31 protein-coding genes are annotated in these 22,552 nt (G+C 47.3%); 29 read left to right on the top strand and 2 right to left on the bottom strand.

All coding sequences use genetic code 11. The features are described 5' to 3' along the window. Positions 1–25: 25 nt before the first annotated feature. From yedE to QZT18_RS03695, 4 genes are read left to right on the top strand one after another with little or no spacing between them, the layout of a single operon-like run. Positions 26–1,123, top strand: a complete 1,098-nt coding sequence (gene yedE / locus QZT18_RS03710; protein ID WP_294144648.1) for a YedE family putative selenium transporter — start codon at positions 26–28, stop codon at positions 1,121–1,123. An 18-nt stretch (positions 1,124–1,141) separates the two neighbouring features. After that, entirely contained in the window at positions 1,142–1,345 is a 204-nt protein-coding gene (locus QZT18_RS03705) for a sulfurtransferase TusA family protein (protein WP_294144647.1), read from the top strand. A gap of 20 nt (positions 1,346–1,365) precedes the next feature. Further along, positions 1,366–1,605, top strand: a complete 240-nt coding sequence (locus QZT18_RS03700; RefSeq protein WP_294144645.1) for a DUF3343 domain-containing protein — start codon at positions 1,366–1,368, stop codon at positions 1,603–1,605. A 15-nt stretch (positions 1,606–1,620) separates the two neighbouring features. Beyond that, positions 1,621–2,763 (top strand): aminotransferase class V-fold PLP-dependent enzyme, encoded by a 1,143-nt coding sequence (locus QZT18_RS03695; protein ID WP_294144644.1) that lies wholly within the window; start codon positions 1,621–1,623, stop codon positions 2,761–2,763. Between the two features lie 88 nt (positions 2,764–2,851). Here QZT18_RS03695 and QZT18_RS03690 read toward each other — a convergent pair whose 3' ends face one another. Then, positions 2,852–4,462 carry a Na+/H+ antiporter NhaC family protein gene (locus QZT18_RS03690; RefSeq protein WP_294144642.1) on the bottom strand — a complete coding sequence of 537 codons (1,611 nt, stop codon included), beginning with the start codon at positions 4,460–4,462 and terminating at the stop codon, positions 2,852–2,854. A gap of 288 nt (positions 4,463–4,750) precedes the next feature. Further along, positions 4,751–6,493 carry a sigma-54-dependent Fis family transcriptional regulator gene (locus tag QZT18_RS03685; protein WP_294144638.1) on the bottom strand — a complete coding sequence of 581 codons (1,743 nt, stop codon included), beginning with the start codon at positions 6,491–6,493 and terminating at the stop codon, positions 4,751–4,753. A gap of 759 nt (positions 6,494–7,252) precedes the next feature. Here QZT18_RS03685 and QZT18_RS03680 point away from each other — a divergent pair. From QZT18_RS03680 to rplO, 25 genes are all read left to right on the top strand, one after another. Beyond that, positions 7,253–8,047 (top strand): SDR family NAD(P)-dependent oxidoreductase, encoded by a 795-nt coding sequence (locus QZT18_RS03680; protein WP_294144637.1) that lies wholly within the window; start codon positions 7,253–7,255, stop codon positions 8,045–8,047. 45 nt (positions 8,048–8,092) lie between these two features. Further along, positions 8,093–9,484, top strand: a complete 1,392-nt coding sequence (gcvPA, locus tag QZT18_RS03675; protein ID WP_294144636.1) for an aminomethyl-transferring glycine dehydrogenase subunit GcvPA — start codon at positions 8,093–8,095, stop codon at positions 9,482–9,484. A 95-nt stretch (positions 9,485–9,579) separates the two neighbouring features. Beyond that, positions 9,580–11,142, top strand: a complete 1,563-nt coding sequence (gcvPB, locus tag QZT18_RS03670; RefSeq protein ID WP_294144634.1) for an aminomethyl-transferring glycine dehydrogenase subunit GcvPB — start codon at positions 9,580–9,582, stop codon at positions 11,140–11,142. 243 nt (positions 11,143–11,385) lie between these two features. After that, positions 11,386–12,540 carry an ATP-NAD kinase family protein gene (locus tag QZT18_RS03665; RefSeq protein WP_294144632.1) on the top strand — a complete coding sequence of 385 codons (1,155 nt, stop codon included), beginning with the start codon at positions 11,386–11,388 and terminating at the stop codon, positions 12,538–12,540. 304 nt (positions 12,541–12,844) lie between these two features. Beyond that, positions 12,845–13,162, top strand: coding sequence for a 30S ribosomal protein S10 (gene rpsJ / locus QZT18_RS03660; protein WP_125141988.1), 318 nt, complete (start codon positions 12,845–12,847; stop codon positions 13,160–13,162). Positions 13,163–13,286: 124 nt separating this feature from the next. Next, complete coding sequence (gene rplC / locus QZT18_RS03655; RefSeq protein WP_294144630.1) at positions 13,287–13,922, top strand: 50S ribosomal protein L3; 636 nt, start codon at positions 13,287–13,289, stop codon at positions 13,920–13,922. 27 nt (positions 13,923–13,949) lie between these two features. Beyond that, the gene (rplD, locus tag QZT18_RS03650; RefSeq protein ID WP_125141990.1) at positions 13,950–14,570 is read left to right on the top strand and encodes a 50S ribosomal protein L4; all 621 of its coding nucleotides are present in this window, start codon (positions 13,950–13,952) and stop codon (positions 14,568–14,570) included. Further along, positions 14,570–14,869, top strand: coding sequence for a 50S ribosomal protein L23 (rplW, locus tag QZT18_RS03645; RefSeq protein ID WP_125141991.1), 300 nt, complete (start codon positions 14,570–14,572; stop codon positions 14,867–14,869). The genes rplD and rplW overlap by 1 nt, the downstream gene beginning before the upstream one ends. 227 nt (positions 14,870–15,096) lie before the next feature. Continuing rightward, positions 15,097–15,939: a 50S ribosomal protein L2 gene (gene rplB, locus QZT18_RS03640; protein ID WP_294144627.1), complete on the top strand. Its 843-nt coding sequence runs from the start codon at positions 15,097–15,099 to the stop codon at positions 15,937–15,939. A gap of 20 nt (positions 15,940–15,959) precedes the next feature. Continuing rightward, positions 15,960–16,241 (top strand): 30S ribosomal protein S19, encoded by a 282-nt coding sequence (gene rpsS / locus QZT18_RS03635; RefSeq protein WP_003497851.1) that lies wholly within the window; start codon positions 15,960–15,962, stop codon positions 16,239–16,241. A gap of 28 nt (positions 16,242–16,269) precedes the next feature. Then, a complete protein-coding gene (gene rplV, locus QZT18_RS03630; protein ID WP_294144625.1) occupies positions 16,270–16,656 on the top strand; it encodes a 50S ribosomal protein L22 in 387 nt (128 codons plus the stop codon). A gap of 12 nt (positions 16,657–16,668) precedes the next feature. Then, positions 16,669–17,325 (top strand): 30S ribosomal protein S3, encoded by a 657-nt coding sequence (rpsC, locus tag QZT18_RS03625; RefSeq protein WP_294144624.1) that lies wholly within the window; start codon positions 16,669–16,671, stop codon positions 17,323–17,325. Then, positions 17,325–17,762 carry a 50S ribosomal protein L16 gene (gene rplP, locus QZT18_RS03620; RefSeq protein ID WP_294144622.1) on the top strand — a complete coding sequence of 146 codons (438 nt, stop codon included), beginning with the start codon at positions 17,325–17,327 and terminating at the stop codon, positions 17,760–17,762. The genes rpsC and rplP overlap by 1 nt, the downstream gene beginning before the upstream one ends. Then, positions 17,752–17,955 carry a 50S ribosomal protein L29 gene (rpmC, locus tag QZT18_RS03615; protein WP_294144620.1) on the top strand — a complete coding sequence of 68 codons (204 nt, stop codon included), beginning with the start codon at positions 17,752–17,754 and terminating at the stop codon, positions 17,953–17,955. Before rplP ends, rpmC begins: the two co-directional genes overlap by 11 nt. Positions 17,956–18,095: 140 nt before the next feature. Continuing rightward, positions 18,096–18,371, top strand: coding sequence for a 30S ribosomal protein S17 (gene rpsQ / locus QZT18_RS03610; RefSeq protein WP_206429482.1), 276 nt, complete (start codon positions 18,096–18,098; stop codon positions 18,369–18,371). Between the two features lie 27 nt (positions 18,372–18,398). Then, positions 18,399–18,767, top strand: a complete 369-nt coding sequence (gene rplN, locus QZT18_RS03605) for a 50S ribosomal protein L14 (protein ID WP_294144617.1) — start codon at positions 18,399–18,401, stop codon at positions 18,765–18,767. A gap of 12 nt (positions 18,768–18,779) precedes the next feature. Next, positions 18,780–19,085: a 50S ribosomal protein L24 gene (gene rplX, locus QZT18_RS03600; protein WP_125141999.1), complete on the top strand. Its 306-nt coding sequence runs from the start codon at positions 18,780–18,782 to the stop codon at positions 19,083–19,085. Between the two features lie 23 nt (positions 19,086–19,108). After that, positions 19,109–19,648: a 50S ribosomal protein L5 gene (rplE, locus tag QZT18_RS03595; protein ID WP_294144613.1), complete on the top strand. Its 540-nt coding sequence runs from the start codon at positions 19,109–19,111 to the stop codon at positions 19,646–19,648. Between the two features lie 15 nt (positions 19,649–19,663). Further along, the gene (locus tag QZT18_RS03590; protein ID WP_003497828.1) at positions 19,664–19,849 is read left to right on the top strand and encodes a type Z 30S ribosomal protein S14; all 186 of its coding nucleotides are present in this window, start codon (positions 19,664–19,666) and stop codon (positions 19,847–19,849) included. 108 nt (positions 19,850–19,957) lie between these two features. Next, complete coding sequence (gene rpsH / locus QZT18_RS03585) at positions 19,958–20,359, top strand: 30S ribosomal protein S8 (protein ID WP_294144607.1); 402 nt, start codon at positions 19,958–19,960, stop codon at positions 20,357–20,359. Between the two features lie 74 nt (positions 20,360–20,433). Continuing rightward, entirely contained in the window at positions 20,434–20,976 is a 543-nt protein-coding gene (gene rplF / locus QZT18_RS03580; RefSeq protein ID WP_125142002.1) for a 50S ribosomal protein L6, read from the top strand. Between the two features lie 17 nt (positions 20,977–20,993). After that, the gene (gene rplR / locus QZT18_RS03575; protein WP_003497822.1) at positions 20,994–21,362 is read left to right on the top strand and encodes a 50S ribosomal protein L18; all 369 of its coding nucleotides are present in this window, start codon (positions 20,994–20,996) and stop codon (positions 21,360–21,362) included. A 19-nt stretch (positions 21,363–21,381) separates the two neighbouring features. Next, positions 21,382–21,891, top strand: a complete 510-nt coding sequence (rpsE, locus tag QZT18_RS03570; protein ID WP_125142004.1) for a 30S ribosomal protein S5 — start codon at positions 21,382–21,384, stop codon at positions 21,889–21,891. 15 nt (positions 21,892–21,906) lie between these two features. Further along, positions 21,907–22,089 carry a 50S ribosomal protein L30 gene (gene rpmD, locus QZT18_RS03565; protein ID WP_125142005.1) on the top strand — a complete coding sequence of 61 codons (183 nt, stop codon included), beginning with the start codon at positions 21,907–21,909 and terminating at the stop codon, positions 22,087–22,089. A gap of 22 nt (positions 22,090–22,111) precedes the next feature. Further along, on the top strand, positions 22,112–22,552 hold the full coding sequence (gene rplO, locus QZT18_RS03560; protein WP_021640639.1) for a 50S ribosomal protein L15: 441 nt from the start codon (positions 22,112–22,114) through the stop codon (positions 22,550–22,552).

Below are 22,552 nucleotides of genomic sequence, written 5' to 3'. Positions count from 1 at the left end.
AAAAAATAAAAGGAGAGTGGATTATATGAATATCTGTCAGAATAAAAGAACTTTATTGATAAGCGGGGCAGTGATGGGGCTGCTTGGCGCCCTCCTGGCCTGCTCAGGCAATCCGAAAAACATGGCGATTTGTGTCGCCTGCTTTATCCGGGACTCCGCCGGGGCCATGAAACTCCACACAGCCCCCATAGTACAGTACATGAGGCCGGAAATAGTGGGGTTTGTCTGCGGAGCGTTCCTGATTGCGCTTGCAACGAAGGAATACCGCTCTACGGCAGGTTCTTCACCGATGATTCGTTTCCTTTTAGGAGTCATCATGATGACAGGTTCCCTGGCATTCCTCGGCTGTCCGCTGCGCATGCTCATCCGCATGTCGGCAGGGGACCTGAATGCCTACGTCGGGCTGCTGGGGTTTGGCGCAGGCGTATTCACCGGAACGGCGGCATTGAAAAAAGGTTTTTCCCTGGGCAGGGCTTATCCGGCGTCAACCGGGTCGGGTGCAGTTCTTCCCATCGTCCTGGCATTATTGCTGCTGCTGTGTAATATTACGGCATTATTTGCCTTCAGTGAGAAAGGTCCCGGCAGCATGCATGCGCCTGTGCTTATTTCACTGATCGCGGGCCTTTTATTCGGTGCGGTTGCCCAGAAAAACAGGGCCTGCTTTGCGGGCAGCATCCGAGATGTAATTTTAATGAAGAACTTTGACCTGCTATCGGTCATTGGCGGCTTTTTTATCGTAATGCTTCTCTTTAACCTGACTACAGGCGGCTTCAAACTTTCATTCGACGGCCAGCCAATTTCGCATTCTGACCATCTTTGGAATTTCCTTGGGCTGTATGCGGTGGGATTTGCGGCCGTACTGGCCGGAGGCTGTCCCTTAAGGCAGCTTGTACTGGCCGGCCAGGGCTCTTCCGATTCGGCGGTGACTTTCCTGGGACTGCTTGTGGGTGCGGCCTTCTGCCATAATTTCGGACTTGCGGCGGGAGCGGCTGCGGCAGCGACACAGACCACGGAAGCGACGGCCGGCGGACTCAATGCGGCCGGTAAGACGGCGCTCGTTCTCTGTATCGCAGTGTTGTTTCTGATAGGTTTTGTGAAGAAAAAAAGAACAGATAAAATATAATATTCAGGAGGAGCAGAGATGTACGAGGTTGATGCAAGGGGACTGTCCTGTCCGGAACCTGTGCTGCTTACGGCACAGGCTTTAAAATCAGGGAACGAAGAAATAAAGGTGCTGGTCAGTGAACCGTATGCCAGGCAGAATGTGGAAAAGTATGCGAGAAACCAGGGCCGGCAGGTGGCCGTGACGGAACGGAATGCGGAATTTGAAGTACGAATTTATTAAGGAAAAAAAGGGAGAGCGCCATGATACGGAAAAAAGAACCGAAGGTAATCATTACGTTCCATACGACGGCAGGAGCCATTGAGATGGAGAAAAACTGCAGAGCACAGGAGGTTCCAGGCCGGATTATACCCGTACCGAGGGAGATATCGGCGGGCTGCGGCCTGGCGTGGTGTTCGCCTGAAGGTGAAAAAGAGCGGCTGGGCGCTCTGCTGGAGCAGAGAAAGATTGAATGGGAAGACATGGTGCAGATGATGTTTTGAAAGGAAGGAAACCGGATGGGAATCTATTTTGATAATGCCGCAACTACGCTGAAAAAGCCGGACTGCGTGATCGGGGCAGTGGTCCGCGCAATGAATCACCTTGGGAATTCCAGCCGCGGGGCCCATGAATCCTCAATGGATGCCTCCCGCCTTATCTATGAGACGCGTGCGCGGCTGGCAAAGCTGTTTCACGCCGGGGAGCCGGGGCAGACGGCTTTTACATCTAATTCCACGGAGGCGCTGAATACGGCGGTTCTCGGCCTGCTGCAGGGCTCCGGGCATGTGATCACGACGGTGATGGAGCATAATTCGGTTCTGCGCCCGCTTTACCGGCTGGAAAAAACGGGGACGGATCTTTCGTTTCTGCCTTGCGGGGACAGGGGGGAGCTTTGCTACGATGCGCTGGAAACCGTCCGGCGTCCCGATACCGGAGCGGTGGTCTGCACCCATGCATCCAACCTGACCGGCAACAGCGTGGATTTAAAGAGGATAGGAAACTTTTGCCGGAAACATCATCTGCTGTTTCTGGTAGACGCATCCCAGACAGCGGGGACCCTGGAGATTGATATGCAGGCCATGAATATAGACGTGCTTTGCTTTACCGGGCACAAAGGCCTTTTTGGTCCCCAGGGAACCGGAGGGCTCTGCGTCCGTGAGGGATTGAGGATATCACCGCTGAAGTCAGGCGGAAGCGGCATCCAGACTTATAATAAAGAACAGCCTTTGGAGATGCCCGCCGCGTTGGAGGCAGGAACCCTGAACGGCCATGGGATCGCGGGGCTGCATGCCGCCCTGGAGTTTATCGACGGGACGGGCATGGATGTGATTCACAGCAGGGAGATGAAGCTGATGCGAAAGTTCTACGACGGCGTGAGAGAGATTTCCGGGGTGCGTATTTATGGAGATTTTTCAACTGATAACCGGGCGCCGATTGTGGCCCTCAATATCCTGGATTACGATTCGGCGAGAGTCAGCGATGAGCTGGCGGACGTCTACGGGATTTCCACCAGGCCCGGCGCCCACTGCGCCCCCCTGATGCACCAGTCTATGGGGACGGTGCATCAGGGAATGGTGCGGTTCAGCTTTTCCTGGTTTAATACGGAGGAGGAGATAGAAGAGGGAATCCGTGCGGTGAAAGAACTGGCGGAGATAGAATAAGAGAGGCGGCCGCAAAATGGGTTATCCTGCTGAATATCCATTTTGCGGCCGCCTCTTACTGCCTTTTATCACTGCCTGGCCCGATGATTCAGGCTTCCTGCTTCACATGATCTTCCGTCATGGACTTGGAATAATTCGGATCGATGCCGTAGCGCTTCATATAGAACTTATGCAGAATGATCTGCAGGAAAAACAGTATGACCACGCCGATTGGAAGCAGAACAAACGGTGACACCTCGGTGAAACCGAATATCAGGTATAAAACTGCGATAACACCTCCGACGGTAAGGGCATATGGCAGCTGTGTCGCCACATGGTCGATATGGTCGGCGCCTGAGAAGATGGAAGCCATAACCGTGGTATCGGATACAGGAGATGCATGATCGCCTAAAATTGCGCCTGAAAGGACTGCGCCGCACATACCGACCGAGAATTCCACATCGCCGGTGAGCGTATAGCCCAACTGGATGGCCAGAGGCGTCATGATGGCCATTGTCCCCCAGGAGGTTCCGGTTGCGAATGCAACAAGAATGGAACAGCCGAGAACGAGAAGCGGAAGGAAGCCGGTCGGGATGCTGGCGCCGACATACTGGGCTACGAAAGCGCCCAGCCCCATGCTTTTGGTTACAGACCCTAAGGACCATGCCATAACGAGGATGGCGCCGGTTAAGGCCATGAGCTTGAAACCGTCAACGATAGTATTCATCGTTTCTTCGAAGGTCATAATATGGCTGGTGAGAGCGATTACGATGCCCGTTACCGCCATACCGAAGGAACCCCAGTAAAGAGCCATCTGTGCGTCACATGCGTCGAGGATTGCCATTACGCCAGAGGCGGTTCTGGCCGGATTCGTGTAGCCTGTGTAAATAATACCGGATATAATAATTGTAAATGCCACTGCGATCGGGAGGACGAAGGAGCGGATCATCGGTTTTGTACGTTTCGGCTCACCCAGTTCATTGCCGACATCAAGCATTGGGTTCGCCTCGGGTTTTGTGTACTGTCCGGTCTTCAGGGCGCGGACCTCCGCCTTCAGCATAGGGCCGTAATCGCGGCCGGTGTACATTAACATACCTACGAAAATGAGGGTAAAAATAGAATACATGTTAAACGGAAGTCCCTTTATGTATGCGCTGACCGGTGAGATTCCGGTGATACCGGCCTGTTCCAGCCCCTGATCGATCATGCTGATCTGATAGGCAATCCAGTCGGAAATAAACAGGGCCGCCGCGGGGGCTGCAGTAGAATCCAGTACGTAGGAGAGCTTCTCGGAAGAGATTCTGTAATCCTTACAAATGTCACGGAATACATTGCCGTCTACGGCGGCAACCAGACAGTCGTTGACAGAGCACGCCATTCCAAGACCCCACGTGCCCAGGCAGACAGAACGCCTCTTTTTGAATCGTCTCTTTGCGGCCTCCGCCAGGGCAAAGCTTCCGCCCAGTTTCCATATAAAGGAAATTCCGACACCCATAAAGAGGGTAAACAGTAACAGTATCACATTATCCGCCATATTTGTGGAAATGACAGATAATGCATAGGAGCATGCCCCCAGCGGGTTCCAGCTGCTGATGATCAGTGAACCGGCGAAGAGGCCTGCGAACATGGAGATTAGAACCTGCTTTGTCGCAAAACATAGACCGATAGCGATAATAGGCGGAACTAAGGCCAGTATCCCATAGTTGACTTGCATATCCATATATCTTCCTCCTTTTTGTCGGCCGGCAGGCGGCACCCTCATTTTCGTTATCAGGTATGCGCCCCTTTGTTAAGCCAGCCATTGATGCTTCATTTTAAAAGCAAATAACGTGCCAAAAAGGACAAATGCAATGAGGAAACATGTAAATATATATGATTAACAAGCAAAAAGGGACAGATAGAAAATATATTATGAAGCTAGGTTTCATTAAAACGAAATATTAATTGACAGTTAAATGACATTTTGAAATGACAATTGGTAAAGTCTGTCAATTAAACCCAATAAACTTTAGCGTGGCAGCGTGATATCCGGCTGCTGTATGTTGAGCCGGTTGAGTTTCCGATAGAGGGTCCTGAGGCTGATTCCCAGCTCGGACGCGATCTGCTTTTTCCCCTCTAACGTATATCCGTATTTTTCCAGCAGTCCGGTGAGTACCTGTTCACTGCTGCTTCGCGCAGGTATGGGCCTCGACGCCATCTTTTCAAAAGTCTGTGTTTTCAGCGTCAGGATTTCCGGGAGATCTGCCGGGGCCAGTGTATCCGTCTCACAGAGATTGGCGGCATATTCAAGCATATTCTGAAGTTCACGTACATTGCCGGGCCAGTCGTAAGACACCAGCAGCTCCTCGGTTTCCGGGGCGAATTTTTTAAGAGGGGTGCGCATTCTGGTGCGGAGAGTCTCAAGATAATTGGCTGCGATAGGCATGATATCTTCCCTCCGCGCACGCAGAGGCGGCAGCTTCAGATTAATCACATTAATCCGGTAAAATAAATCCCCGCGGAATGTGCGTTCCGCCACCATATCACTGAGGCTCCTGTTTGTCGCGGCGATAATCCGGATATCCAGGTGGACCTTCTTATTCGATCCCACCCGTTCCAGTTCATATTCCTGCAGCACCCTCAGAAGCTTGGGCTGAGCAAACAACGGCAGCTCTCCTATTTCATCCAGGAACAGGGTTCCTCCCTGCGCCATTTCTATCTTACCGATTTTACCGCCTTTTTTTGCTCCGGTAAAAGCTCCTTCCTCATAGCCAAACAGCTCACTTTCAAATAACGTATCGGGAATCCCTGAACAGTTCACCGCGACAAAGGGATATTTATTTCGGCTGCTTTGTTCGTGGATGGCGCGGGCCACCAGCTCCTTGCCGGTTCCGGTTTCCCCTGTAATTAAGACAGGGGTAGGGCTGTCTGCTACTTTTTTAATCAGCCTCTGTACCGTTTCTATTTGAGGGCTGTGGCCTACGATTTTTCCGAAAAATCCCGATTCCTCCTGCGGCTCGGAAAGCTCCCCGGACAACCGGATGAAAAAGGCGTTTATTTGCTCCCCGTTCATGACGGTTCGCGTGGTAACCTTTGTCGCCATATTTCCAATGGTTACATTTTTCTCAAACAGGTTATTTCCGTCCATGATTTTTCTGACAACGGCCTCCGGAAAGATCTGCCAGAGAGAGGAGCTTGTGCTGTTGCAGAACTTAAGAAAATTGGAAGCCATCTGGTTATACTGAAGGATAACCCCGTGGGGATCGGTGAGAAGCACCGGCTGGGGGCAAAGCTCCATGGAGGCGACTAATGTGGCGTCCAGATTGGCAAATCCGCTTTTTCCTGTCTTATTAGCCAGAAGATCCCCGATCAGATTGGCAAACTCGGTGATTGCATTCAGGTAAACGGCCGTATTATCAATAATGCGCCGCTGTCCCTCCTTTGTAAAAGAAGTAAATGACGCTACTCCCACAATCTCAGTGCCGGCATGGATACAGCAAAGGACTTCAATTGTGGATGGACAGTGTTCTTTAAATCGGCAGCCGATGCAGGACGGCATTTCGCCAGGCTTGTTGACAAGAACACTGCCGTTTTCAATGACTTCCCGTATAAACGGCGCGTGTACCACGCGGCCTTTTTTCTTTAAGTAGGTAGGGGTGCAGAAGAAAAGGTTGCTGCTGTCGTCAAAGATAGCGATTTCCAGACGGAGCGCATCGCTGACTGCGGTCACCAGCCTTTCGGCCGAGGTACGGATTTCCTCCAGATTTGCCATGTTAGCCCTCCTTTTTGATGGTGGTGATAAAACGCACTTTGCTGTAATATGTATTCAGGCATGACTCCCACTAAGTTCGTGAATACGGTGTCTCCGACGGAACTTAGCGCCCGAATTCTGCGGTGGACGCAGAACCCGGTATGCGCAGGTATAATGTCCGCTATGCGCACATTATACCGTAATCACTTCGTGAATACGGTGTCTCCGACGGAACTTAGCGCCCGAATTCTGCGGTGGACGCAGAACCCGGCATGCGCAGGTATAATGTCCGCTATGCGCACATTATACCGTATCCACTTCGTGAATACGGTGTCTCCGACGGAACTTAGCGCCCGAATTCTGCGGTAGACGCAGAATCCGGCATGCGCAGGTATAATGTCCGCTATGCGCACATTATACCATAGAATTACTGGGAGTGACAGTGAAAATGGCAAATTTGGCAAATGTGTGTCATTTGACAATAATTGACAAATGACACGCTTTGGTTTGTATTTTTTGGCAATTTTATTTGGGATTGCAAAGGGAAAATTGAGAAATGATATGGTGAAATGTAATTCGGTATTTTTTTATGATTGAAAAAACACCTGGATTCTAAGGGGATATATTAGACTTCAGAAATATTTTCAAGGAAAAAAGTGAGTTTGGACTAAAACGGTGTAAAAGTTGGCATGATGATTGCTAAATAGTAGGGCAGAAGGCGCCGGCTCCTGATTGGTTAAAAACAAAAGGGATAGGCAGTAGAAATAAAGGAGGAAAATAATGATCGAAAAGAAAGAACCATTGAATTTGACGGGTAAGGTTGCAGTTGTCACGGGCGGAAGTTCTGGAATCGGGCTGGGTGTTGTGGAGATTCTATCGGCATATGGAGCGAAAGTCGCCATGGTGGACATCAGCCCCAGAGGGGAAGAGAAAGTACAGGAACTGAGAGACGCAGGCAGAGACGTTGCTTTCTTTCAGTGTGATGTGACGAACGAAGAGCAGGTTCAAAAAACGGTGGAAGAAGTGGTTAAAAAATATGGGCCAATCAATATTTTACATAACAATGCCGGCGTTACGGTGCGTAAAACCATCGACAACCTCACGGAGAAGGAATGGGATTTCGTGCTGGATGTAGGGCTTAAGGGCATGTTCCTGTTCTCCAAGCATGTCATTCCGGTGATGGAAGCAAACGGCGGCGGCAGCATTATCAATACCGGTTCAGGCTGGGGGATTAAGGGCGGAGACCAGGCGGTTGCCTACTGTGCGGTGAAGGGCGGCATTGTCAATGCTACGAGGGCCATGGCAATCGACCACGGCCCGAAGAACATCAGGGTCAACAGCGTAAACCCGGGAGATACCGATACGGCTATGCTGCGCGACGAAGGCCGGCAGACGGGAATTGTAAAAGAGGAAGCGGATCAGGATGCTTATTTAAAGGACTGCGGAACAGACAGGCCGCTCAAACGGATCGGAATGCCGGAAGATATTGCCAATGCCGTATTATTTTTGGCAAGCGATCTGGCAAGCTGGGTGACAGGAGCCGCATTAGTGGTGGACGGCGGCGGAATCGCTTAAATAACCAAATAGAGATAATCAGCATAAAAAGGAGGAAACAAGCACATGAAAGGATTTGAAAGCCATCCTTACATACCAAACTCGGTTCCGGAAGTGCAGGAGGAAATGCTCCGTGAAATCGGCCTTAGTTCCATAGAGGAACTCCATAAGAATGTACCTGAACTTTTAAAGTTAAAAAATGAGATGAACCTGCCGAAGGCATTTGGCTCTGAGTATGAGTTGAGAAGACATGTGGAGCGTATTCTTTCAAAGGATACGGACTGCCGCAGAAACCTTAATTTCCTGGGCGCCGGCTGCTGGCAGCATTACGTCCCTGCCATCTGCGACGAGGTGAACGGGAAGGGTGAATTCCTGACCGCGTACGGCGGGGAGCCTTACAACGATGAAGGCCGTTTCCAGACTTTGTTCGAGTATGCCAGCATGGTGGCGGAGCTGGTGGATATGGAAGTGGTCAATGTACCGACCATGGATTGGGCGCAGGCGGCGGCCACCACGGTCAGAATGGCACAGCGGATTACAAACCGTTCTGTTCTCCTGGTATCGGAATATATCGATGCCGAGAAATTGAAAATCATGGAAAACTATGCGGAATCATGCCTCCGTTTTGAGAAGGTAAAATGCGATGGGAACGGACTCATCGATTTGACGGATCTAAAAGGAAAGCTGAATGAGGATACGGCAGGTATTTACTTTGAGAACCCGGGATATCTCGGTGTGATTGAGACAAACGGGCAGAAGATATCGGATATGGTACACGAGGCCGGAGGGCTGAGCCTGGTCGGCATTGACCCGATTTCCCTGGGAGTACTTGCGTCGCCGGCATCCTACGCCGCGGATATTGTCTGCGGTGATTTGCAGCCTCTCGGCATCCACATGAATTACGGCGGTGGCCAGTCCGGCTTCATGGCGACAAGAGATGAAGAAAAATTTGTCATGGAATTCCCGTCACGCCTGTTTGGCATTGCTCCCACGACAGAACCCGGGGAATACGGCTTTGGCGATGTGGCCTATGACAGGACTTCCTTTGGACATCACAGGGAGCATGGAAAAGAGTATGTGGGAACCCAGTCGGCTCTTTGGGGCATCACGGCAGGTGTTTACCTGGCTACCATGGGTCCCCGGGGCATGGAAGAAGTGGGGCAGATTATTATGTCCAACGCACAGTATGCAGCCGGTAAGATGAGTGAGATTCCGGGTGTGAGGGCCAATCCGTTCGGCAGCGTATTCTTCAAAGAATTTGTCGTGGATTTCAGCAAAACCGGAAAGACAGTGGAACAGATCAACAAGGCTCTGCTTGAAAAAGGTATTTTCGGCGGAAAGGACCTGTCGAAGGATTTCCCGGGGCTTTCGGAGTCAGCTCTTTACTGTGTAACCGAAATCCATACAAAAGAAGATATCGATACTTTGATCGCGGCGCTTAGAGAGGTCACCGAATAGCCGATAGGAACTGCTGCTGTTCACGAATCAGCCTCTGCCCTTAGACAGGGCTGTGGACAGTATCACTGAATAAGCTTTCAGAAAGGAATGATAACGTGAAAAGAATAGATAGATCAGAAAAGGTCAGAGTTCATTTCCACCAGGCAAAATGGGATGAGCCGATAATTTATGAGCTTAGCACTCCGGGCGAACGCGGAATCTTAGTGGGGGAGCCGGAGGAAGAGATAGCAAGAGAGACAAAAGGAGCTGCCGCTCTCCCGGACAGCATGAGGCGAAATACGAAGCTGAACCTGCCGGAACTGTCACAGAGCCGTGTCTTAAGACACTATGCCAGGCTGGCGCAGCAGACACTTGGCGCAGATGTGAATATTGAGATTGGTCAGGGTACCTGTACCGTTAAATACAGCCCAAAGGTAAACGAGCAGTTATCCGCCCTAATCCGGGAGTATCATCCGCTACAGGATGTGGATACCGTACAGGGGATGCTTGAGATTTTCCATGAAACCGATCAATATATGAGTGAAATTTCCGGCATGGATCATTTTACCTTCCAGCCGGGCGGAGGTTCCCAGGGTATTTTGACGATGGCCTCTGTTATGAGGGCATATTTTAAAGATAGAGGTGAAGACAGGGATGAGATTATCACTACCATTTATTCACATCCCTCCGATGCAGCCGCTCCCGCGGTAGCCGGCTTCAAGATTGTTTACCTGCAGCCGGATCAGACGACGGGCATACCGGATTTAGAGCAGTTGAAAGCGGCGGCAGGCCCGAAAACAGCCGGATATATTGTGGCAAACCCGGAGGATACGGGAGTTTATAACAGCCATGTGAAGGAATTTGTGGATTATATTCATTCCATCGGCGGGCTTTGTGGATATGATCAGGCAAATGCAAACGGACTCTTAGGGGTCACAAGGGCAAGAGACGCTGGCTTTGATATGTGCTTCTTCAACCTCCATAAGACGTTCTCAACGCCTCACGGCTGCGGCGGCCCCGCCTGCGGAGCGACGGGAGTACAGAAAGAACTGGTTCAGTATCTGCCGGCCCCGATTGTAGACTATGACGGGGAGAAATATTTCCTGAACTATGATATTTGCAGCAATTCATGCGCAGTGGGCAAAGTGAGGGAATGGTACGGCGTTGCTCCTGTCGTGTTGAAAGCATACTGCTGGATCCGCAGTATGGGTCCGGACGGACTGTATCAGGTGGCAAAGACGGCAGTTCTCAACAACAATTATATGTTTAAGAAGCTGATGGAGCTTCCGGAGGTGACTGCTTACTATGAGGACGGCAGCAACCAGCGGATCGAGCAGGCCCGTTATTCCCTGGAGACGATGGAAAAAGAAACCGGTATCGGAACACTGGATATACAGAGGCGTATGATGGATTTTGGTATGCATTACTGGACTTCCCACCACCCCTTCTATCTGCCTGAACCGATGACACTGGAGCCTACGGAGACACCTTCCAAAAAAGACATTGACGAATACATCGAAACCCTAAAATATGTATTTAAAGAGGCTCATGAAAATCCTGATATCATTAAGACCGCGCCTCACAGGAGCGTTATCCATCAGGTCGATGAATCCGGCATGGATGATCCGGCGAGATGGGCAACAACATGGAAGACGTACCTGAAGAAATACAGTGAGTAGATACATTGCGAGACACGGTTATTGAAATGCTATTATATATAGAAGAAACTGGTAACAGGACTGCCGACAATACGGCAGGAAAGCGCTAATATGTAGAAGGTATTATCGGCGGATATGCCTTGTGCCGATGTGATAAAAGATGTTATGAATAAAAGATGTTATGAATAAATGATATTATTAAGAAGGACTGCTTTGGAGTGAAGTATCATTTTGAAGCAGTCCTGTTTATTATAAGGAGGGCCAATGAAGAAGCTGGGACTCATTATTAATCCCATTGCCGGCATGGGCGGAAGTGTGGGCTTGAAAGGCACTGATTATGTGGCGGACGAGGCGATCAGGCGCGGAGCGCAGCCGAGAGCAGGGGAGCGGGTAAAAGCAGCGCTGAAAGAGCTATTAGACAACAGGGCTAATATTACGGTTTATACTTATCCGGGCAAAATGGGGGGAGAGGCGGCAAAAGAACTGGGATTTACTACGGCGCTTCTGGCATCGGGAAATTTGGATGTGGATGCGGCTGATGAAGCCCCCGATTATGAAGCCCCCGTTCATACGGATGCCGGAGATACAATTGCACTGGCAGAAAAGCTGCTGGAGGAGAATGTGGATTTACTTCTGTTTGCGGGAGGCGACGGGACGGCCAGGGATATTTATCAGGCGGTGGGGCTTAACCTGCCCTGTGTGGGGATCCCGGCCGGTGTGAAGATACATTCGCCGGTCTATGCAAAAAATCCCACGGCTGCCGGCCGGCTGGCTTCCATGTGGCTCAGCGGGAAGGTGCAGAAAACAGAGGAACTGGAAGTCCTTGATATTAACGAGGAGGAATACCGGAGAGAGGTAATCGGCACAAGGCTTTACGGTTATCTTCAGGTGCCGAAGGAGAGGACTCTGACCCAGAACCGCAAAGCGCCGACCCCGGTCTCCGAGACGGCATCGATTGAGTCGATTGCCTGGGATATAATTGAAGCAATGGAGCCGGAGACATGTTACCTCATCGGAGCCGGAACCACGACCAGGGGGATTATGCATCTTCTCGGCCTTAATAACACTCTGATTGGAGTGGATCTGGTCCGCAATAAAGAACTCGTGGCGTCCGATCTGTACGGGAACGGTATCTTATCGCAAATCCAGGGAAAAAGGACAAAACTGATAGTGACGGTAACCGGAGGCCAGGGGTTTCTGTTCGGCCGCGGCAACCAGCAGCTTACGCCGGAGGTACTAAAAGAGATTGGCAGAGAAAATATAATTATCTTAGCTACGAAAACAAAACTGGCTGCGCTGGGAGGCAGGCCGCTGCTGGTGGACACTTATGATGAAGCGTGTAACCTTTCCCTCTGCGGGTATTACCGGGCAGTCACGGGGTATGGTGAATATACAATGTGCAGAGTTGCAATGGACTGACTCAGCTTTGAAAAAAAGCCAAAAAAAAATAAAAAAAATCCTTGCAATCCCTGTAAATGTATGATATGCTATCAAAGCTGTGGCATGATAGCTATGAAGCGTGAGGTTGCTGCCTGAGAATAAGGCAGGTTTTCCGTGGAGCGAATGTCAAGTCGAAGAAACTGGCGACAAGTCACTGTACAACTACAGAAATATCCCGATAATAAAGAAGGATTCCGTGTGAGGTCTTAGATGACACACCCGGGCATGTGTACAGTCACCGCTTGTCGTGCTTAAATAGTACGAAAAGGAGGCGACTTTTTTTATGGCAAGTCAAGTAATGAGAATCACATTAAAAGCTTATGAGCATCAGCTGGTAGACAGCTCCGCTGCAAAAATCATCGAGACTGTAAAGAAAAACGGATCAAAGGTGAGCGGACCGGTGCCGTTACCAACAAAGAAAGAAGTAGTAACAATTTTGAGAGCTGTTCATAAGTACAAAGATTCCAGAGAGCAGTTCGAGCAGAGAACTCACAAGAGACTCATCGATATCATTGCTCCAAACCAGAAGACAGTTGATGCACTGCAGAGACTCGAAATGCCGGCTGGTGTTTACATCGACGTAAAGATGAAAACAAAATAAGCTGCGAATATTCAGCAGCTAAGCATTCAATGCATATCCTAACAGATTTAGATAGATTTCTGGACTGTTCTAGGATGAACGCGAATCCCGCGTTCCGCTGTAGAAAAAGACAGGAGGTCAAAAAATGAAGAAAGCGATTTTAGCTACGAAAGTCGGAATGACTCAAATCTTCAACGAAGACGGAGTTTTAACTCCAGTAACTGTTCTTCAGGCAGGACCATGTGTTGTTACACAGGTTAAGACGGAAGAGAACGACGGTTACAAAGCAGTACAGGTTGGTTTCGTTGACAAGAGAGAAAAACTTGTTACAAAGCCAGTTAAGGGACACTTTGACAAGGCAGGCGTTGCTTACAAGAGATATGTAAGAGAGTTCCGTTTTGAGAATGCTGAAGAGTATTCCGTAAAAGACGAAATCAAGGCAGAAATCTTCGCAGCAGGCGATAAGATTGACGTAACTGCTATTTCCAAAGGTAAAGGTTTCCAGGGCGCCATCAAGAGACATGGCCAGAGCAGAGGACCTATGGCTCACGGCTCCAAATTCCATCGTCATCAGGGTTCCAACGGTTCTGCAACCACACCAGGCCGCGTATTCAAGGGCAAAGGAATGCCAGGACATATGGGTAGCGTAAGAGTTACTATCCAGAATCTGGAAGTTGTCAAAGTAGATACTGACAACAACTTAATCCTTGTTAAAGGCGCAGTGCCAGGACCTAAAAAATCCTTAGTAACAGTTAAAGAAACGGTAAAAGCTGGTAAGTAAGCTTTAAAGGAAAGGAGGAACATACAGATGGCAAACGTATCTGTTTACAATATTGAAGGCAACGAAGTTGGCACATTAGAGTTAAACGATGCTGTATTCGGTGTAGAAGTGAATGAGCATTTAGTACACCTTGCAGTTGTAGCTCAGTTAGCTAACAAACGTCAGGGAACACAGAAAGCTAAAACACGTTCCGAAGTTTCCGGAGGCGGTAAGAAACCGTGGAGACAGAAGGGAACCGGTCATGCAAGACAGGGTTCAACAAGAGCTCCTCAGTGGACAGGCGGCGGTGTGGTATTTGCACCAACACCACGTGATTACACAATCCGGTTAAACAAGAAAGAGAAGAGAGCTGCTCTTAAGTCTGCATTATCCAGCAGAGTAAACGAGAATAAATTCATCGTTGTAGATGCAATGAACTTCGACGAGATCAAAACAAAGAAATTCCAGAGCGTTATGAACAACCTCAAAGTGAACAAAGCACTTGTTGTTTTAGACGACGAATGCGGCAACACAGTATTATCTGCAAGAAACATTCCTACAGTTAAGACTGCATCCGTAAACACAATCAACGTATACGATATCTTAAAATATAACACAGTAGTGGCAACTAAGGCTGCTGTAGCTTCTATCGAGGAGGTGTATGCATAATGGCAAACGTACAGTACTATGACGTAATCCTCAAACCAGTGGTAACTGAGAAAAGCATGAACGCTATGAGCGATAAGAAATATACTTTCTTAGTTCATACGGAAGCAAACAAATCCATGATCAAAGAGGCTGTTGAAAAAATGTTCCCGGGAACAAAAGTAAAGAGCGTTAATACCATGAATCTCGACGGTAAGACAAAGAGAAGAGGTATGACCTTCGGTAAAACAGCTAAGACAAAGAAAGCAATCGTTCAGCTCACAGAAGACAGCAAAGAGATTGAAATCTTCAGCGGTCTGTAGGACGAGAACAGCTTAGTTGAAGGGAATACCGGAGACGGCTTTGATTGAGCGGCAATGAAAAGTTCGCGAAGCGCGCTTTTCGTTGTTTGGCAACTATACGGCGAACACTATGCCGTGATAAAGAATGAAGTCTGCAAAGGACAGACGGAGGAATCCGTAAGTCCGCAGGGCGGCTTCTAAAAATGAAAAGAAACGCCAGGAGGCGTTGAACGAAAGGAGTTAGAGTCATGGGAATTAAAACATACAGCCCATATACACCTTCCAGAAGACAGATGACAGGCTCTGATTTCTCTGAGATTACTAAGACAACACCGGAGAAATCATTAGTTGTAGCGTTAGGTAAGAAGAACGCAGGTCGTAATAATCAGGGTAAGATTACAGTTAGACATCGCGGAGGCGGTGCTAAGAGAAAATACAGAATCATCGATTTCAAGAGAAATTCCAAAGATGGAATTCAGGCAACCGTACTGGGAATCGAATATGATCCGAACAGAACAGCAAACATCGCTTTAATCTGCTACGCAGACGGCGAGAAAGCATATATCCTTGCTCCGGCCGGTTTACAGGTAGGAACAAAATTAATGAGCGGCCCACAGGCAGAAGCAAAAGTTGGTAACTGTTTACCACTCAGCCAGATTCCGGTCGGTGCTCAGATTCACAACATTGAACTTTATCCGGGTAAAGGCGGACAGTTAGTTCGTTCCGCAGGAAACTCCGCCCAGTTAATGGCTAAAGAAGGAAAATACGCAACCCTTAGATTACCATCCGGTGAAATGAGAATGGTTCCGAGCATCTGCCGTGCAACAATCGGCGTTGTAGGAAACGGAGACCACAACCTGATCAATATCGGTAAAGCTGGTAGAACACGTCATATGGGCTTCAGACCTACAGTCCGCGGTTCCGTTATGAACCCGAATGACCATCCACACGGTGGTGGTGAAGGTAAGACCGGTATCGGCCGTCCAGGTCCATGTACACCATGGGGCAAACCAGCACTTGGTCTTAAGACAAGAAAGAAAAACAAACATTCCAACAAGTTAATCGTAAGAAGAAGAAACGGTAAACAGTAAGTTATCAAGGAGGTAATTCAATGGGTCGTTCACTTAAAAAAGGACCATTTGCAGACGCTCATCTTTTAAAGAAAGTGGATGATATGAACGCAGCAGGCCAGAAGCAGGTTATCAAAACCTGGTCCCGCCGTTCAACAATCTTCCCACAGATGGTAGGTCATACAATCGCAGTTCATGATGGCAGAAAACACGTTCCGGTATATGTTACAGAGGACATGGTTGGACATAAACTCGGAGAGTTCGTTGCTACAAGAACTTACAGAGGCCACGGAAAAGACGAAAAGAAAGCAGGCCGTAAGTAATTTACGCTTTTGAAAGGAGGTTTCACCAATGGCTAAAGGACATAGATCCCAAATTAAGAGAGAGAGAAATGCGCAGAAGGACACAAGACCATCAGCTAAGCTGTCTTATGCCAGAGTATCTGTTCAGAAAGCATGTTTCGTATTAGATGCCATTAGAGGCAAAGATGTGCAGACTGCACTCGGTATTGTAACTTACAATACCAGATATGCTTCTACTTTAATAAAGAAATTACTCGAATCAGCAATTGCCAATGCTGAGAATAACAACCAGATGAACCCGGAAAACCTGTACGTAGCGGAGTGCTTCGCTAACAAGGGACCGACAATGAAGAGAGTTAAACCGAGAGCACAGGGCAGGGCTTACAGAATCGAAAAGAGAATGAGCCACATCACGATCGTGCTTGATGAGAGATAAAAGGAGGCAAATATGGGACAGAAAGTTAATCCACACGGCTTAAGAGTCGGTGTTATTAAAGACTGGGACTCAAAATGGTATGCTGAAGCTGATTTTGCTGACAATCTTATTGAAGATCACAAGATCAGAACATATCTGAAAAAGAAATTATACAGCGCTGGCATTTCCAAAATCGAAATCGAGCGTGCATCAGATAAAGTTAAAGTCATTATCTACACAGCGAAACCCGGCGTTGTAATCGGCAAGGGCGGATCTGAGATTGAGAAGACAAAAAAACAGGTTCAGCAGTTAACAGACAAGAGAGTCTTTGTTGATATCAAAGAAGTTAAGAGAGCTGACAGAGATGCTCAGTTAGTAGCCGAGAATATTGCTCAGCAGTTAGAAAACCGTGTTTCTTTCCGCCGTGCCATGAAGTCTGCAATGGGCAGATCCATGAAGGCAGGAGCTAAGGGTATCAAGGCATCTGTTTCCGGACGTCTTGGCGGCGCAGATATGGCCCGTACTGAGTTCTACAGCGAGGGTACAATCCCGCTTCAGACATTAAGAGCAGATATTGACTATGGTTTCGCTGAGGCAGAAACAACCTACGGCAAGACAGGCGTTAAGGTTTGGATCTACAAAGGCGAAGTTCTTCCTGCTAAAGGAAATAGGGAAGGGAGCGATAAATAATGTTAATGCCTAAAAGAGTAAAGCGTCGTAAACAGTTCCGTGGTTCTATGGCCGGCAAAGCTACAAGAGGCAATGTTATTAGCTACGGAGAGTACGGTCTGATTTCCACAGAGCCATGCTGGATCAGATCGAATCAGATAGAGGCAGCCCGTGTTGCCATGACCCGTTACATCAAACGTGGTGGCCAGGTTTGGATTAAAATTTTCCCAGATAAGCCGGTTACTGCAAAACCTGCAGAGACTCGTATGGGTTCCGGTAAGGGCGCACTTGAATACTGGGTAGCAGTTGTTAAACCAGGCCGCGTATTATTTGAAATCGCGGGTGTACCAGAGGAGACAGCCAGAGAAGCACTTCGTCTTGCAATGCATAAACTTCCTTGCAAGTGCAAAATTGCTTCTAAAGCAGATTTAGAAGGCGGTGATAACAGTGAAAATTGATAAGTACGTTGAAGACTTAAAAGTCAAATCGGCTGCAGAATTAAGAGAAGAATTAGTAGCTGCTAAAAAGGAACTGTTCAACTTGAGATTCCAGAACGCAACAAATCAGTTAGATAACACGAGCAGAATCAAAGAAGTTCGCAAGAACATCGCCAGAATCCAGACTGTTATTACAGAGAAGGCAAACGCATAGACCGAAAGCAACTTGACGAGGTGGTTCCGAGTCTAGTGCGAGGCCGTTCACAAAACTTAGCGAGGTATTTTATGAGCTTAGCTGAGTGAACATGCAGGGCAGATTACGGCAAATTTAACTGGATAATATAGATTCCTAGAATGGGAAAGGAGATATCTACCGTGGAACGAAATCTTAGAAAAACACGTACGGGTAAAGTAGTAAGCAACAAGATGGATAAGACTATTGTAGTTGCTATCGAAAACCACGTAAAACATCCTTTAATCGGTAAGATCGTTAAAAAGACATATAAGTTAAAAGCACACGATGAGAACAATGAGTGCGGAATCGGTGATACTGTAAAAGTAATGGAAACAAGACCTATCTCCAAGGACAAAAGATGGAGACTTGTTGAGATTATCGAGAAAGCAAGATAATTTTAATATCAGAAAGGAGTATTGGGCATGATTCAGCAGGAAACCAGATTAAGGGTTGCCGACAATACCGGTGCTAAAGAATTACTCTGTATCCGTGTTATGGGCGGATCTACAAGAAGATATGCAAATATTGGTGATGTTATCGTTGCCACTGTTAAAGATGCAACACCAGGTGGTGTTGTAAAAAAAGGTGACGTTGTGAAAGCCGTTGTCGTACGTACTGTAAAGGGCGCACGTCGTAAAGACGGTTCTTATATCAAATTCGATGAGAACGCAGCAGTTATTATCAAAGATGACAAGAACCCGAAAGGGACACGTATCTTTGGGCCAGTAGCCAGAGAGTTAAGAGAGAAACAGTTTATGAAAATCGTTTCCCTGGCTCCAGAAGTACTGTAGGAGGTATCGACTGTGCATAAAATTAAAAAAGATGACCTGGTAAAAATTATTGCAGGTAAAGACAAAGATAAAACGGGAAAAGTTCTCTCCGTAAACTTAAAGAAGAACACCGTTCTGGTTGAAGGATGCAACATGGTTACAAAGCATTCCAAACCATCCGCAGCTAACCAGCAGGGCGGTATCATCCATCAGGAAGGTCCTATCGACTATTCCAACGTAATGCTCGTAGTTGATGGAAAAGCAACAAGAGTAGGATTCGAAGTAAAAGATGGCAAAAAAGTCCGTGTTGCAAAAGCAACTGGAAAAGTGATTGACTAATACAGAGAGGAGGAACATTTAAGTTGGCTAGATTAAAAGAAATTTATAAGAACGAAATCGTAGACGCTATGATTAAAAAGTTCGGATATAAAAATGTCATGGAAGTGCCGAAGTTAAACAAAATCGTTGTTAACATGGGCGTTGGTGAAGCAAAAGAAAATGCTAAAGTTCTGGACTCTGCTGTAAGGGATATGGAAATCATTACCGGACAGAAGGCAGTTCTGACAAAGGCAAAGAAATCCGTCGCTAACTTCAAGCTCAGAGAAGGTATGGCAATCGGCTGTAAAGTTACTCTGCGCGGCGAGAAGATGTATGAGTTTGCTGATCGTTTAATCAACCTTTCACTTCCACGAGTTCGTGACTTTAGAGGTGTTAATCCGAATGCATTCGACGGCAGAGGAAACTACGCACTTGGTATCAAAGAGCAGCTTATCTTCCCGGAAATCGAGTATGATAAGGTTGACAAAGTAAGAGGTATGGATATCATCTTCGTAACAACGGCAAAGACAGACGAAGAAGCACGTGAGCTGTTAACACAGTTCAACATGCCATTTGCAAAATAATAGGAGGATTTATCAATGGCAAAGACTTCAATGAAGATTAAACAGCAGCGTCCGGCAAAATTCTCCACCAGAGAATACAACCGCTGCAGAATTTGTGGCCGTCCACATGCATACTTAAGAAAATACGGCATCTGCCGTATCTGCTTCCGTGAATTAGCTTACAAGGGCGAAATTCCGGGCGTTAGAAAAGCAAGCTGGTAGGCATTAAGCACTTGACGAGGTGTTTTCGAGTCCAGTGCGAAAGCCTGTCCCGAGAACATCCCATAAAACGTAGTGGCAGATGAAATTATTAAGGAGGCAAAACTCAAAATGACAATGAGCGATCCAATCGCAGATATGCTTACGAGAATTCGTAACGCAAATACTGCTAAACATGATACAGTAGATGTTCCGTCATCCAAGATGAAATTAGCAATCGCTGATATTCTTGTAAAAGAAGGTTACATCAAAAAATATGACATCGTAGAAGATGGCAATTTCAAATCTATCCGTATGGAATTAAAATACGGTAAAGACAAAAATGAGAAAATCATTTCCGGCATCAAGAGAATTTCCAAACCAGGTCTTCGTGTTTATGCAAACAAAGAAGATATGCCGAAAGTACTCGGTGGTTTAGGTGTGGCTATCATCTCTACCAACCAGGGTGTAATTACAGACAAACAGGCAAGAGAACTCGGCGTAGGCGGAGAAGTTCTGGCTTTCGTTTGGTAATCTATAAGTATTAGAACTGAAAACAGAGAAGCCGCTGACGGCTTCTCCGAGAATCTAAGTAGGAGGTAATCGGCATGTCACGTATAGGAAGAATGCCAATCGCGATTCCGGCAGGAGTTACTGTAACAATCGCAGAAAACAATTTAGTGACTGTAAAAGGTCCTAAGGGAACACTCGAGAGAGAGTTACCGGTAGAAATGACGATCAAAGAAGAAGATGGTCAGATTATCGTTACAAGACCCAGCGATTTAAAGAAAATGAAATCTTTACACGGTCTGACAAGAACCTTAATCAGCAACATGGTTCATGGTGTTACTGAAGGGTATGAGAAAGTTCTGGAAGTTAACGGCGTTGGTTACAGAGCCGCTAAACAGGGCAAGAAACTGGTTCTCAGCCTTGGTTATTCCCATCCTGTAGAGATGGAAGATCCGGACGGAATTGAGACAATTCTGGAAGGTCAGAACAAGATCACTGTAAAAGGAATCAGTAAAGAAAAAGTTGGCCAATACGCTGCTGAAATCAGAGACAAGAGAAGACCTGAGCCGTACAAGGGCAAAGGTATTAAATATGCTGATGAAGTTATCAGACGTAAAGTTGGTAAGACTGGTAAGAAATAATTAAGGAGAGTGTAAAGATGGTTAGCAAACAGTCAAGAAGCGAAGTTCGCGTAAAGAAACATGCTAGATTACGTAATCGTTACTCTGGAACAGCTCAGAGACCGCGTTTAGCAGTGTTTAGAAGTAATAATCATATGTATGCTCAGATTATTGACGATACAGTTGGCAATACTTTAGTTGCAGCTTCAACAGCAGAGAAAGCAATCAAAGCTGAGCTTGAGAAGACAAACAACGTAGATGCGGCAGCTTACGTTGGTACTGTAATCGCAAAGAGAGCAATCGAAAAAGGTATTAAGGAAGTTGTCTTTGACAGAGGCGGATTCATATATCACGGTAAAGTTCAGGCATTAGCAGATGCAGCTCGCGAAGCTGGTCTGGAATTCTAGTAGGAAGGAGAACATACACATGAAACGTACAAAAATTGATGCCAGCCAGTTCGAGTTAGAAGATAAGGTAGTGGCAATCAAACGTGTGTCCAAAACTGTTAAAGGCGGACGTACAATGAGATTTTCCGCATTAGTAGTAGTTGGTGACAAAAACGGGCACGTTGGTGCAGGTATGGGTAAAGCTGCTGAGGTTCCGGAAGCTATCCGTAAAGGAAAAGAAGCTGCAGCAAGAAACCTTGTAGCGATTCCGTTTGATGAAAATAACAGTATCCCACATGACTTCATCGGCAAATTTGGAAGTGCAAACGTACTTCTGAAGAAGGCTCCTGAAGGTACAGGTATTATCGCAGGAGGTCCGGCCCGTTCCGTTCTGGAGCTTGCAGGATATAAGAACATCCGTACAAAATCCTTAGGCTCCAACAACAAGACCAACGTTGTTTTAGCTACTATCGAAGGATTATGTTCGATTAAGACACCTGAAGAAGTTGCAAAACTCCGTGGTAAATCTGTAGAAGAGATTCTGAACTAATAGGAGGGTATTAAAATGGCAGAGAAATTAAAAATCACTTTAGTAAAATCTCCTATCGGTGCCGTTCCGAAGCAGAAAGCAACTGTTGAAGCTTTAGGCTTAAAGAAGTTACACAAGACAGTTGAGATGCCGGATAACGGTGCAGTCAGGGGCATGATTCAGTGTGTAAGACACTTGGTAAAAGTTGAAGAAATCTAAAATCCACGTAGGAGGTGCAGTCATGGATTTATCTAATTTACAGCCGGCTGTAGGTTCAAAACACAGCGACAGCTTCAGAAGAGGCCGTGGACACGCTTCAGGTAATGGTAAGACTGCTGGTAAAGGACATAAGGGCCAGAAAGCTCGTTCCGGTGCAACTAGACCGGGATTTGAAGGCGGCCAGATGCCTTTATACAGACGTATCCCGAAGAGAGGATTCACGAATAGAAACTCTAAGACAATCATTGGTATCAATGTTAGCGAATTAGAGAGATTTGACAACGATTCAGTTGTTACAGTAGAAACATTAATCGAAGCAGGTATCGTTAAAAACCCACGCGATGGCGTTAAAATTCTTGGCAACGGCGAGCTGACCAAGAAACTCACTGTGAAAGCAGATGCTGTTAGTGAAGGAGCAAAAGCCAAGATTGAAGCAGTTGGCGGAACCTGCGAGGTGATCTAA

Origin of the sequence: uncultured Clostridium sp. (genome assembly GCF_900547735.1) — a bacterium.
In the GTDB taxonomy this organism is placed as follows: Bacteria; Bacillota; Clostridia; order Lachnospirales; family Lachnospiraceae; genus Otoolea.
The sequence above is the reverse complement of the archived record's forward strand: the minus strand, read 5'-3'. Positions and strand labels throughout refer to the sequence as shown.